Source organism: Cohnella terricola (genome assembly GCF_007786475.1).
GTDB classification, from domain to species: domain Bacteria; phylum Bacillota; class Bacilli; order Paenibacillales; family Paenibacillaceae; genus Cohnella; species Cohnella terricola.
The window spans coordinates 25,480-38,045 of record NZ_VNJJ01000004.1 but is presented as its reverse complement, the minus strand read 5'-3'; the positions used below and the strand labels follow the sequence as shown (position 1 = coordinate 38,045).

At 45.6% G+C, this 12,566-nt stretch carries 12 protein-coding genes; all 12 read left to right on the top strand.

Annotated features, from left to right (window positions below; all coding sequences use genetic code 11):
- Positions 1-275 precede the first annotated feature (275 nt).
- The 12 genes from FPZ45_RS08225 (at position 276) to FPZ45_RS08170 (ending at position 12,537) form a co-directional block, all read left to right on the top strand.
- A complete protein-coding gene (locus FPZ45_RS08225) occupies positions 276-1,199 on the top strand; it encodes an ABC transporter ATP-binding protein (protein ID WP_144700162.1) in 924 nt (307 codons plus the stop codon).
- Positions 1,192-1,977 carry an ABC transporter permease gene (locus tag FPZ45_RS08220; RefSeq protein WP_144700160.1) on the top strand — a complete coding sequence of 262 codons (786 nt, stop codon included), beginning with the start codon at positions 1,192-1,194 and terminating at the stop codon, positions 1,975-1,977. Before FPZ45_RS08225 ends, FPZ45_RS08220 begins: the two co-directional genes overlap by 8 nt.
- 602 nt (positions 1,978-2,579) lie before the next feature.
- Entirely contained in the window at positions 2,580-3,206 is a 627-nt protein-coding gene (locus FPZ45_RS08215) for a CpsD/CapB family tyrosine-protein kinase (RefSeq protein WP_246120374.1), read from the top strand.
- A 28-nt stretch (positions 3,207-3,234) separates the two neighbouring features.
- Entirely contained in the window at positions 3,235-3,996 is a 762-nt protein-coding gene (locus FPZ45_RS08210; protein ID WP_144700156.1) for a YveK family protein, read from the top strand.
- 22 nt (positions 3,997-4,018) lie between these two features.
- The gene (gene galU, locus FPZ45_RS08205) at positions 4,019-4,903 is read left to right on the top strand and encodes a UTP--glucose-1-phosphate uridylyltransferase GalU (protein ID WP_144700154.1); all 885 of its coding nucleotides are present in this window, start codon (positions 4,019-4,021) and stop codon (positions 4,901-4,903) included.
- An 18-nt stretch (positions 4,904-4,921) separates the two neighbouring features.
- Complete coding sequence (locus FPZ45_RS08200; protein ID WP_144700152.1) at positions 4,922-5,611, top strand: sugar transferase; 690 nt, start codon at positions 4,922-4,924, stop codon at positions 5,609-5,611.
- A gap of 30 nt (positions 5,612-5,641) precedes the next feature.
- Positions 5,642-6,901: a hypothetical protein gene (locus FPZ45_RS08195; protein ID WP_144700150.1), complete on the top strand. Its 1,260-nt coding sequence runs from the start codon at positions 5,642-5,644 to the stop codon at positions 6,899-6,901.
- Positions 6,876-7,994, top strand: coding sequence for a glycosyltransferase family 4 protein (locus FPZ45_RS08190; protein WP_144700148.1), 1,119 nt, complete (start codon positions 6,876-6,878; stop codon positions 7,992-7,994). The genes FPZ45_RS08195 and FPZ45_RS08190 overlap by 26 nt, the downstream gene beginning before the upstream one ends.
- Positions 7,964-9,109, top strand: coding sequence for a glycosyltransferase family 4 protein (locus tag FPZ45_RS08185; RefSeq protein ID WP_186438285.1), 1,146 nt, complete (start codon positions 7,964-7,966; stop codon positions 9,107-9,109). The genes FPZ45_RS08190 and FPZ45_RS08185 overlap by 31 nt, the downstream gene beginning before the upstream one ends.
- A gap of 12 nt (positions 9,110-9,121) precedes the next feature.
- Entirely contained in the window at positions 9,122-10,117 is a 996-nt protein-coding gene (gene gmd, locus FPZ45_RS08180) for a GDP-mannose 4,6-dehydratase (RefSeq protein ID WP_144700143.1), read from the top strand.
- Positions 10,118-10,144: 27 nt separating this feature from the next.
- Positions 10,145-11,080 carry a GDP-mannose 4,6-dehydratase gene (locus FPZ45_RS08175; RefSeq protein ID WP_144700141.1) on the top strand — a complete coding sequence of 312 codons (936 nt, stop codon included), beginning with the start codon at positions 10,145-10,147 and terminating at the stop codon, positions 11,078-11,080.
- Entirely contained in the window at positions 11,077-12,537 is a 1,461-nt protein-coding gene (locus FPZ45_RS08170) for an MOP flippase family protein (protein WP_144700138.1), read from the top strand. Before FPZ45_RS08175 ends, FPZ45_RS08170 begins: the two co-directional genes overlap by 4 nt.
- Positions 12,538-12,566 lie beyond the last annotated feature (29 nt).

The following is a 12,566-nucleotide window of genomic DNA, read 5'->3' as shown; positions in this document are numbered from 1 at the left end:
GGAGGCCAGTCATGGAACATCCCCTTTTGTATTACTGCGTCAAATGCGAACAATTAAAGGCAATCGAACAAGCCGGCGTATTGTTCCGTACCGGGTTTTATCGAGCTCAGTATCCGCTCGGCTGTTGTGCCCGCTGCAAGCAGGCGGATCCCACCGTGTAGATTAATTTTACATAAATCCGCTTGAATTCGGAAAAGTATTGTTATAATCGACTGGTACCGGACAAGACGGCTTTGCCGTCTTGAATGATGATAAACAATGTCGGAGGAATGTTCATGTCACAGACTGCCGTCGCTCGTTTGCAGAACGTAACGAAAGTTATCGGCAAACGAACGATAATCGACCGCGTATCCTTTGAGGTGCGCCCGGGCGAAGTATTCGGTTTTCTCGGGCCGAACGGGTCCGGCAAAACGACGACGATCAGAATGATTGTCGGATTAATGGGATTAACCGACGGGGACATCTATATTGGGGAACACAGCATCCGCAAAGATTTCCCTAAAGCGATCGTTCAAGTGGGAGCGATCGTGGAAAATCCGGAAATGTACAAGTTTCTGACGGGATATCAGAATTTGCTTCATTATGCCCGCATGAATCCTTCCATCACGAAGGGAAGAATTCAAGAAGTCATTGAGTTGGTCGGCCTTCAAGGCCGCATTCACGATAAGGTGAAGAAGTACTCCTTGGGAATGAGACAACGTTTGGGCGTCGCCCAGGCGATTATGCACCGTCCGAAGCTGCTTGTGCTCGACGAGCCGACGAACGGATTGGATCCGGCGGGAATACGCGAGCTCAGGGATTACTTGCGCCGTCTGGCGCAGGACGAAGGAACGGCAGTGCTCGTGTCCTCGCATCTCTTGTCGGAGATGGAACTGATGTGCGATCGGGTCGCGATTCTCCAGAAGGGCCAGATTATCGACATTCGTTCGATTCGAGGGGAAGCCGAAAATCAAGGAACGGCTCTAGATGAAGTGTTATTCGAAGTTGACCATCCGGACGCGGCGCTCGGCATCCTTGCCGGTCAGGGAGAGGGGCGGATCGCGGACGGCTTCTTGACGTTGTCGGCCGACCGCAAAGGTATTGCCGACCTTAACCGCAAATTGGTGGAAGCCGGAATTAACGTATACGGAATTCGTGTGAAGACGAAATCGTTGGAAGACCAATTCCTCGAGATGACGGGAAGTGAAACGATTGGGTAACTTTATGAAGCTCATTCAGAACGAGAATATGAAAATTTATTTGCGGCTCCGCACATGGATCATGCTCGGCTTTATCGTACTCCTCCCGCCGTTCCTGTCGCTTGCGTTCTATTTGGCAGGCGGGGAGAATATGTCGGGTTGGAGCATGGTGCTGATCGAGTCGAGGATTTTATTTTTCCTCATCACCATCTTTACGGTGGTCGTCGCGGCGGACAGCGTAGCGGGCGAATTCACATGGGGAACGATCAAACTGCTTCTGATCCGGCCTTGGAGCCGTTCAACCATTCTATTGTCCAAATATTTGTCGACGATGCTGTTCGCCTTGTTCTTTACGGTCGTTGCTTTTATCATGACGCTGCTCGCCAACCTGGTTGTCTTTGGCTTCTCAACAGACGCGAATCTTGCGGCAGGCATGACGGACGTGGCGTACATCTGGAAATTTTATTTGATGGAGTTCGTGACGCTGATTATTATCGTTACGTTCGGATTCACGATGTCTTCGGCTTTCCGCAGCGGCGGATTGGCGATCGGTCTGTCGATCTTTTTCCTCTTCGCCGGTAATCTGATCACGGGGTTGTTCGCGCTCGCGAACAAAGCCTGGGTTAAATACGTGCTGTTCATGCACCTCGACCTGACGTCCTATATTAACGGCGGGAACGGGCCGATCCCGAACTATCCAACGACGCTGGGCTTCTCCCTGGCCGTTCTGGCCGTCTATTTCGTGATCTTTAACGTCGTTTCCTGGACGGTGTTCCGGAAGCGTGACGTGGCGGCGTGATGAATAGGTTCGAATAGGAAATAATATTAGTCAGCATTAAATGAAAAGGCTGCGTTTACCACTCGATACAAGAGGGGGAGGCGCAGTCTTTTTATGATGATCAACGCGAGGCAGCCGCACTTTGAAAAGAGTGAAAAAAACCAACTTGACTGTATACAGATTGTATCATATATTGGTTATGATACATTTTGTATATATGAGGTAATACCTACTACACCTTTATCATCGTAGGTACTCGAGCACACTGTGGGCTGTAAACAGCCTTAGACGTAAAGCGTCGGTGGTGTGTTGTGAGGGGGGGTTGAATGCCCCGTATCGTATCTATTTTCGTTAGTATCGATCGACGATTGTTTTATTTTGAAGAGACGCGCCTTTCGCTTTATTACAAATAACGCTTAATGTCTTGTGAATACGACTCGTCGCGGATTTAATCTTATTGTCTGCGATTCATATAAACGTTTACAACGAATCTGAAAATCATTTCGGATATGCCAGACGAATAATGAACGAAGCAGGTGATGTCCAAAATGTCGATTGGAGCCAAAAACCATAGAATTATCGCTCATGATAATCCTAGGTCGCCCATATCCGAATCCTATAGAATGCTAAGAACGAATATACAGTTTTCATCAATAGACAGCCCGGTGCGCAGCATTCTTGTCACATCCCCTGATCCGGGCGCGGGGAAGTCGACGACATGTGTCAATTTGGCAGTAACCTTCGCTCAAGAAGGCAGAAGCGTAGTCATCGTTGATGCCGATATGAGGAGCCCCACGCAGCATTACTACTTAATGAAATCGAATCGTGTGGGACTATCGAACACGCTGGCGGGTCAGGCACCGTTGCGGCAATGTTTGCTCGATACGTATATCGAACATTTGACGTTGCTTCCCGCTGGATCGAATCCTCCTAATCCGGCAGAAATGCTTTCTTCGAACCGCATGAGCCAGCTCTTGACGGAGTTGAAGGAACAGTTTGATATCGTCATCGTGGATTCGCCTCCGGTGCTCGCGGTAACGGATGCGCAAGTGTTGGCTACCAAATGCGATGGAGTATTAATCGTGTTGAGATCCGGAAAGGTGAAACGAAAAATGGCCCAAAAGGTAATTGAACGGTTGCAGTACGTAAATGCAAACATCATGGGCGTGTTATTAAATAAGATTCAACCGAAGAAGAGCGATGCCGTTTATTCCTATTATTATGCAGGTGAAAAAAGCAATCGAAATTAACCCATAACAATCGAGGCCGGAGGTAATAATGGAACTTGACATCAAAGGGTATTTGAGTATTATCGCCCAAAAATGGTGGGTCATCATTGTCATGGTCGTTCTCTGTTGCGGGTCGATAACAGCGTATGACTTCTTCGCGGCTCAACCGCTTTACGAGGCGAGTACGAAACTCATCGTGAACAGCTCGACCCGAGCGGTAGGTCCAGTTAGGTTAGACTCTAGCGAGATCAGCTCCAATATTATGCTTATTAATACGTATAAAGATATTATCAAAACTCCTGCAATTATGGAGAAAGTGGTTGTGAGCCATCCGGAATTCCATAGAACGACCAAGGAGCTTATTGACGATGTAAAGGTGGGAGCTTCTAAGGATTCGCAAGTCATGAGCATTACGATTCGGGACTATTCCCTAGATCAGGCGGTACAAATCGTAAATGCAATTTCGGAAGTATTTAAAGCAGAAATAACCGCAATCATGAATGTGGATAACGTGACGATATTAAGCGAGGCGAATGCATCGGATCACGCTGATTCGGTTTCCCCAAGTTTACTGATTAAAAATTTCATCGCTTTCGTCATCTCGTTAATCATCTCGCTCGGAATCATCTTCTTGCGGGAATATCTCGATGATACGATCAAATCCGAAGAGGATGTTACAGCCTATCTTGGAAAGCCGACTTTGGCATTGGTAGCAAAAGCAAGAGCTTCGGAATGGAAAGAGAACTCCGCGTATTCAAAGAAAAAAGTCGGGATTGAATCTGTTCAGCATGGAGTCAACCATCAGATCTAATCGAAAACGGGAGGAAATTCGAATGAAGAAAGTAAGAAAAGCAATCATCCCTGCTGCGGGATTGGGTACGCGATTCCTCCCTGCAACGAAAGCAATGCCCAAGGAAATGCTGCCTATTGTAGATAAACCCACGATTCAATATATCGTAGAAGAAGCAGTCGAATCAGGCATTGAGGACATTCTGATCGTTACCGGCAGAGGTAAACGGGCAATCGAGGATCACTTCGACAATGCATTCGAACTAGAGCAAGCATTGTTGGAAAGAAAGAAGTTGGAACTGTTAGAAGAAGTGAAGCGCTCCTCGAGAATCGTGGACATTCATTATATTCGTCAGAAGGAGCCGAAAGGATTAGGGCACGCAGTCTGGTGCGCCCGCAAGTTCGTCGGGCATGAACCGTTTGCCGTGTTGCTTGGTGACGATATTATTAAAGCGGACACTCCTTGTTTGTTGCAAATGATCAATAAATTCGAATTCATCCAAAATTCCATCGTTGCGGTACAACCCGTTTTGGAGGATGACGTAAGCCGTTATGGAATATTGGACCCTGTCGAACAATACGGCAGACTTTATAAGGCAAAACGGTTAATCGAAAAGCCGGCGAAGGAACAGGCTCCATCGAATTTGGCCATCATGGGAAGATATATTCTTACACCGAACATATTCGACTTTTTGGAAAGGGCCGAGACCGGAGCGAACGGCGAAATTCAGTTGACGGATGCGATTCAAAAGCTGGCAGAAGTCGAAGACGTATATGCCTATCAATACGAGGGCACCCGTTATGATGTCGGAGATAAGCTCGGATATATATTAACTTCGATTGAGTTTGCCTTAATGAATAAGGATCTTCGAATAACGCTATTAAATTCGTTAGAAGAAATGATAAAAAGAAGCCGTATTTCAGTATAGGAAGACAGGAGCGGAATCATGAGTATAAACGAGTATGACTTGGCAGTGGACATACAACGCTATAGCGCAAAGACACAAATCGGCAAGCGGAAGAAAGAGAGTACCTCGTATTTGATTGGCAAAAGAGCATTAGATATGGTTTGTTCATTCGCCGGAATTGTATTGTTGCTTCCCGTTTTTATACTTATTGGAATTTTGCTTAAACTAGAGGACCCGAAGGGTTCTATTTTTTTTGCTCAAATTAGAATCGGCAAAGACGGCAAAGCGTTCAGGATGTATAAATTTCGTTCTATGGTGCCCAACGCGGAGGAACTGCTGCAATCCTTAATAGAGAAAAACGATGTGAGCGGAGCCATGTTCAAGATGAAAAACGATCCCCGGATCACAAAAGTAGGAAAAATCATTCGGAGGACCAGTATAGATGAATTTCCGCAATTTTGGAACGTATTGAAAGGCGATATGAGCCTTGTGGGACCAAGACCACCTTTGCCAAGAGAAATAAGAGAGTATTCCGCTTATGATATGCAACGATTGCTCGTAAAACCGGGCTGCACCGGCTTATGGCAAATAAACGGCAGAAGCAGATTAGGTTTTAATGAGATGGTGGAGTTGGATCTAGAATATATATCGAATCGAAATTTAGCGGTGGACTTAAAGATTATGGCGAAGACATGCAGAGTTCTGCTCGGATCTAAAGACGCATTATAATAGCCAGGATAATAATAGGGGACATTCAAGATGACTTATTCCGTATTGATCCATAGATACTTTTATATCTGGGCTCTTTTCTTGCCGATTACATCGTTTTTAATTTTACCGTCCGTACAAGGAACGACGATCGCTTACGTATTTGCATTGTTTTCCATTCTAGTCGTATTGATTGGCTCCGTTTTTAGGGAAAGAACATATATGAATCATCTGATTATCTTTTTATCCCTGTACGTGTTGGTCTATTTCATGAGTCAATTTGGTCTGCTTTATAGTCGTTCGGTGAATTTGAGCGGAATTGTTCTCATCGATCCGGACAGTGACGGTTTATTTTTCAGGAGCAGCTCAATCACCCAATCGATTTATTTATTTTCGGGTGCTTTGACCTTTTTCTTCGCGAAGAGCTTTTATAAACAATCGTGGGACCGGTATATCTTTTTAGGGGCTTTAATCATTGCTTTTTACGGACTATACGAAGTGACTTATTTTCAACTGTTTCATACGAATGGCGATTTTATAAGCAATCGAATGTTCGGAGAGCATTCCGGCAGCTGGTTCCAAACGACTCAAGTCGGGGCACTAACGATCGAGAGGCTAAAAAGTCTGACGGGCGAACCGAGTATGGCGGCTTTTACTTTGCTCCCCTACTGGATTTACGCTTTGCATAAGCGCCGCACCAAAACGCAACTTGTCCTATTGTTATCCCTTCTATTAACGACATCAACGACCGCTTATATCGGAATTATTTTATATGGAGCTTGTGTTCTTTTCTTTTTTAGGTTTGAAGATAAGTTTAATGCCAGCCTGCCGATTTTTAGTTTGATTTTAGGTCTAATCCTATACAACCCGATAAGCAATTACGTGAAGCTGTTTGTTTTGGACAAATTTTTTACGAATAATGTGTCTGGTACAGAACGGCAAAATAGCTTAGACATCCATTTGGACTTCTATAATCATTTACCCTTTATCAATAAATTGTTCGGCATTGGATTCGGAGTCATCCGATCCACGGACATGTTCAGCACATTATTGGTGAATATCGGTTTAATTGGCGTTCTTTTATTTAGCCTTATTTTTCTGCTTCCGCTCTTAAAGTTGGAGAGAACATATGAAAATAAAGGGATCAAAATATTGTTGATTGTCCTTTATGTCACGATGATGATGGCCGTTTCCGAATTTGCATATTTGCCGACGTGGCTATTTCTAGGGATCGCCTACAATAAGTTATTAAACCAAAACAAAAACGTGGATGGGGTCCGGATAAATGGGAACGCAAAAAGTCTATATTAACGCCCGATTTTTGACGCAATCCGTTACAGGCGTTCAGCGATATGCCATAGAGTTGGTAAAATCGATCGACTGCCTGATTGATCGAGGGGAGCTCGGTACCGGTGAATTGACGTTTATTTTATTGACCCCTCCAAGTCAAATCCAGCAAATTAACCTCAAGCATATTCAAATCAGGAAAGTAGGGTTCTTAGAAGGGCACCTCTGGGAACAATTCGAATTGCCCTTTTACGCCAGGAATGGGCTTCTGATCAATTTGTGCAACACCGCTCCTATCCTGAAGATAAATCAAATCATAACGATTCACGACGTATCGGTATATGCCGTTCCGCAGACGTATTCTTTGGCGTTCAGAGCATGGTATAAATTGTTGTTTAGAATAGCGGGAACAACCTCGAAGCGAATCATCACGGATTCCCAGTTCTCGAAACAGGAAATCGTTCGATACTGCAAAATAAAGCCATCCAAAATACAATCGATTTATCTTGGCAAAGAACATATTCACGATCAGGACTTGGACTTGAATTACATAGCGAAAATAAAAGGCCAGAAATCCTTTATTCTTGCGGTTAGTTCTATGAGTCCGAATAAAAACTTCCGTTCGATTATACGGGCCATAGAGCTGATGGATGAGCCGGATTTTGATATCGTGATCGCGGGAGGAACGAATCCCAAAGTTTTTGGCTCGTCCGATCCGCTGGATCTAAGCGATTATCGTTATTTAGGATACGTAAATGACAGTGAGTTGCGCGCGCTTTATGAAAGCGCGGACTGTTTTATTTATCCTTCTTATTACGAGGGTTTCGGTCTCCCGCCACTTGAAGCGATGGCATCGGGTTGTCCTGTCATCGTTTCGGATGCGGCATCGTTGCCCGAAGTATGCGGCGATGCCGCGCTTTATTGCGACCCGCATAGCCCGAAGAACATCGCGGAGAAGATTCGGCAGTTGATGAATGATCCCGATTTAAGGGATAAGCTTCGAACTAAAGGTTTGAAGCGGGCCAAACAGTTTACATGGGAGAAATGCGCGAGCGAGACGATGACCGTGATCCGGGAGGTGCTGAAGTGCGAATTGCCATCATCCACGACTGGCTGACGGTTTATGGCGGAGCGGAAAGAGTATTGGAGCAACTGCTGCTGTTGTACCCGGAAGCGGATGTATTTAGCGTAGTAGACTTTATACCGCAAGATCAACGTGGCTTCCTTAACGGGAAAACGGTCAACACCTCTTTTATTCAGAATCTTCCGTTTGCGAAAGTAAAATATCGGCAATATCTTTCAATTATGCCGCTTGCGGTCGAGCAATTCGATTTATCCGGCTACGATCTGGTGATCTCGAATTCCTACGCTGTAGCAAAGGGCGTTATTACCGGACCCGATCAGTTGCATCTGAGCATGTGCCATTCTCCTATTCGATATGCTTGGGACTTACAGCATCAATATTTGAAGGAGTCCGGACTGGATAAGGGCTTTAAGGGTTTATTAGCCAAGTGGATGCTGCATAAAATTCGGCTGTGGGATTATCGAACAGCAGATGGTGTTAATCATTTTATTGCCAACTCAAAGTTCATTTCGCGTCGAATTTGGAAGGTATACCGCAGGGAATCCGCCGTGATTTACCCGCCCGTAGACGTAAATGCCTTTTCCTATTACGAAACGAAAGAAGAGTTTTATTTAACCGCCTCCCGGATGGTTCCGTACAAGCGGATGGATCTAATCGTCGAGGCTTTTTCGCTTATGCCCGATAAGAAATTAATCGTTATTGGTGACGGCCCGGAGTACAAGAAAATTCGATCGAAGGCGGGAAAGAACGTAACGATACTAGGATATCAGCCATTTCATGTATTGAAGGAATATATGCAACGCGCGCAAGCGTTTGTTTTCGCCGCGGAAGAGGACTTCGGCATCGCTCCGGTAGAAGCGCAAGCGTGCGGAACGCCGGTTATCGCTTTTGGAAAAGGAGGCGTGTTGGAGACGATTCGCGGCTTGGACAGACAAACGCCTACGGGCGTTTTTTTTTACGAACAAACGCTGCCTTCGTTAGTAGCGTCCGTTCAGCAATTTGAACAAGAAAAAAACAAGATGACTCCGCAAGCTTGCAGAGAAAACGCAATGCGATTCTCGTCCGAGAGATTTCGCCATGAGTTTCGTCAGTACGTACTCGAACAATATGAGCTTTATAAAGCGAAATGGGATAGGGAAATTAACTAAGGGGGAATTCCGGTGAAAGCAGCATTAATTACGGGAATAACAGGGCAAGACGGGGCATATTTGGCGAGGTTTTTGTTAGGAAAAGGATATCAAGTTTATGGACTTCTTGCCCGTCGAAGCACGGCTACGACTTGGAGATTGGATGAATTGGACATTGTAAACCAGGTGGAATTGCTGGAAGGCGATCTGACGGATCTCTCTTCGCTGATCAGAGCGATTCAAATCGCGAAGCCTGTCGAGGTTTATAATTTAGCGGCGCAAAGCTTTGTCGGCACCTCTTGGGAACAGCCGATTCTCACGGCCCAAATTACCGGTTTAGGGGTATTGAACGTGCTGGAGGCTATTCGCTTAACGGATCCGGGCATTCGATTCTATCAAGCCTCTACAAGCGAAATGTTCGGATTCATTCAAGAGCCGATGCAATCCGAGAAAACTCCTTTTTATCCGAGAAGCCCTTATGGCGTCGCCAAATTATACGGGCATTGGATCTCGGTAAACTACCGGGAAAGCTTCGGGATGTTCGCGTGCAGCGGAATTTTGTTTAATCATGAATCGCCGCTTCGGGGAATTGAGTTCGTTACGAGAAAAGTAACGGATGCGGTGGCGAGAATCAAATTGGGCAAGCAAACGCAACTTGCATTGGGGAACATCGACGCGAAGCGAGATTGGGGATTTGCCGGTGACTATGTGGAAGCGATGTGGCTGATGCTTCAACAGCAGGAAGCAGATGACTATGTGATCGCAACGGGTCACACGACAACGGTTAGAGAGATGTGCAGAATTGCTTTCGAGTATGTCGGGCTGCATTACGAGGATTATGTCGTCATTGATCCTAAGCTTTACCGGCCGGCCGAGGTTGATATTCTGCTCGGCAACCCTGAGAAGGCTTATAGAAAGCTCGGTTGGAGACCTAGGACATCTCTCGAGCAATTCATCCGGATGATGGTGGATGCGGATCTTAATCGGGTAAGAAATGAGGGGTTCTCGCCGATTCTTGCCAGTATTTAATAGAATCTATGAGCTAGGAGCAAACCAATGCGAATTCTAATTACTGGCGCTAACGGTTTTGTTGGGCAGCATGTGGTTGCGGAATTAGCGAATAGGGGCCATGAGGTATATGCCTGCATGCGTAATAAGGCCGGCGCATTTCAGACCCCCGTAAAAAACCTGATCTTTGACCTATCGGATAGATCCATGCTTTTCGATGTGATTGAAAGAAGCCGACCGGAAGGGATTATTCACTTGGCAGCCCAAAGCATTGTCAAAGAGGCATGGCATGACCCGATAACAACGCTCCATATCAATACCGAGTATACCCTTGCCTTGATCGAGGCCGCGATCCGATTTGTACCTAGGGCGAAAGTCATTACGGTGGGCTCTGGCGAGGAATATGGATTGACCGGTAAATTAGGCGAACCTTTATCGGAAGAACATGCATGCCAACCCCAGAATCCCTATGCAACGAGCAAGCTGGCTGCAGGACAACTGGCGATGCAAGTTGCACACCGCGAGCAATTGAATGTAATTCATGTCAGACCCTTTAACCATTTCGGTCCGGGACAATCGGAAGGCTTCGTTATCAGCGATTTTGCTTCTCAAATTGCTCGCATAGAGAACGAAAAGTCCTCCTCCGTCATTCGTGTCGGAGATTTATCGGCGAGAAGAGACTTTACGGATGTGCGCGATGTCGTGGACGCATACGTCAGACTTATGGAAGCGGAGGTTAGTTCAGGCGTTTACAATGTTTGCTCCGGCATTCCCGTAACGATTAGAGAAGTATTGGACTTCTTTATTTCGCATTCTAAAATTCCCGTTGAGATTCAAACAGACCCCTCAAGGCTTAGAAAATCGGAAGTGCCTTTGTTCGTCGGGGCTTCGCATAAGCTGAACCGGGCAACGGGATGGAAGCCAACTAGAAAATTCGAGGATAGTTTATTTGAAACTCTTGAGTGGTGGCGAAGAAAGATATGACATTAAGAAGTAAAGGCATTACGGCAATTAAGTGGTACAGCGCAGCTTCAATCTGCATTACGGTTTTTCAACTGCTTCAATTCATCATCGTTTCCCGCATATTAGAGCCTTCCGATTATGGGCTTATGGCGATGATTATGGCCATCGTGAATATATCTATGGGTTTTTGCGATATGGGATTTTCCAATGCGATCATTCAGCGCCAAGAAATCTCCAACAATCATCTGTCGAGCCTTTATATTCTAAATATCATGATTAGCAGCGCGGTTTGTTTGACGGTATGGTTGCTCGCCCCTCTCATCGCATGGTTTTATCAAGAACCCAGGTTAGTCGAATTGGTTCATTGGATGGCGTTTATTTGCGTGATACCGGCCATCGGTCAACAATTTCAAATTTTATATCAGAAGGAAATTACATTTGACGCTACGACAAAAGTCGAAATCTTATCCCAAATCGTCAGCGTACTAGTTGCGGTGGTCGGGGCTTATATGGGTTATGGTGTCTATGCGTTAGTCTGGTCCTTTCTGGTCAATGTTTCGGTAAAGTCCGCGGGTCTGGTTATAATCGGGCTGCGAATATGGAAGCCGACGCTGCATTTCAGTTGGACGGATGTAAAAGAGTACATGAGCTTCGGGATCTATCAGACGGGAACGAGCGTATTAAATACGGTGAATTCCAGACTCGACTACTTGATTCTAGGAAGCACTTTAGGCGCCGAGGCGCTTGGTTACTATATGTTCGCCTACCAATTATGCATGTTGCCGATGCAGAAATTAAATCCGATGATCTGGCAAGTCTCGCTTCCGATCTATGCCAAAATCCAAAACCAAATGGATCTGCTAAGGAAAGGGTACTTCCAAATGATGGGCATGATCAGTTACATTAGTCCACCTATTTTTTTCGGTCTAATGGTTACTGCCCATGTTTTCGTTCCGCTCGTCTTCGGCGCGCAATGGAAACCAAGCATAATGATCGTACAAGCGTTGTCGGGTGTGATGCTCATGCAATCCTTAACGACTTCTTCATCGTTGTTGGCGGCCAAAGGGCAGGTAAATATTACATTTAAGTTCACGCTGATTAGCTTGTTCATTCAACTGCCGGGACTGGCGATCGGCGCCTATATGGGAGATGTAATGGGCGTTGCGATTGCTTACCTCATCGTGCAAGCCTGTTTATTTGTAATTCATTATTTATTTATCATTAGACGGATATTAGGACCGTGTTTGCGGCAGTACCTAGGCTGTATGGCGCAAGGATTGCTTTGCAGTTCGATCATGGCCTTGTGCGTTTTGCTCATCAATCAATTTGTATCGTTCGACTCCGAATTTATCCGCTTATCGATTCAGGTGGGGGCCGGCGTTCTGTTGTATGTGGCTATCGTTTATTATTTCGAACGCGATTTGCTTCGCAGCTTGTTAAAAATGCGTGCAGGCAAAAAGAGCTTAACAAATCAATAGGTGTTTAACCATTTTGATTTAAAGGATGT

Bases quoted from the DNA above. Each gene is read 5' to 3' on its own strand.
- FPZ45_RS08210 (WP_144700156.1), top strand. From the start codon at position 3,235: ATGGAACTTGACATCAAAGGGTATTTGAGTATTATCGCCCAAAAATGG.
- FPZ45_RS08195 (WP_144700150.1), top strand. From the start codon at position 5,642: ATGACTTATTCCGTATTGATCCATAGATACTTTTATATCTGGGCTCTT.
- FPZ45_RS08215 (WP_246120374.1), top strand. From the start codon at position 2,580: ATGCTAAGAACGAATATACAGTTTTCATCAATAGACAGCCCGGTGCGC.
- FPZ45_RS08190 (WP_144700148.1), top strand. From the start codon at position 6,876: ATGGGAACGCAAAAAGTCTATATTAACGCCCGATTTTTGACGCAATCC.
- FPZ45_RS08225 (WP_144700162.1), top strand. From the start codon at position 276: ATGTCACAGACTGCCGTCGCTCGTTTGCAGAACGTAACGAAAGTTATC.
- FPZ45_RS08175 (WP_144700141.1), top strand. From the start codon at position 10,145: ATGCGAATTCTAATTACTGGCGCTAACGGTTTTGTTGGGCAGCATGTG.
- FPZ45_RS08170 (WP_144700138.1), top strand. From the start codon at position 11,077: ATGACATTAAGAAGTAAAGGCATTACGGCAATTAAGTGGTACAGCGCA.
- FPZ45_RS08200 (WP_144700152.1), top strand. From the start codon at position 4,922: ATGAGTATAAACGAGTATGACTTGGCAGTGGACATACAACGCTATAGC.
- galU (WP_144700154.1), top strand. From the start codon at position 4,019: ATGAAGAAAGTAAGAAAAGCAATCATCCCTGCTGCGGGATTGGGTACG.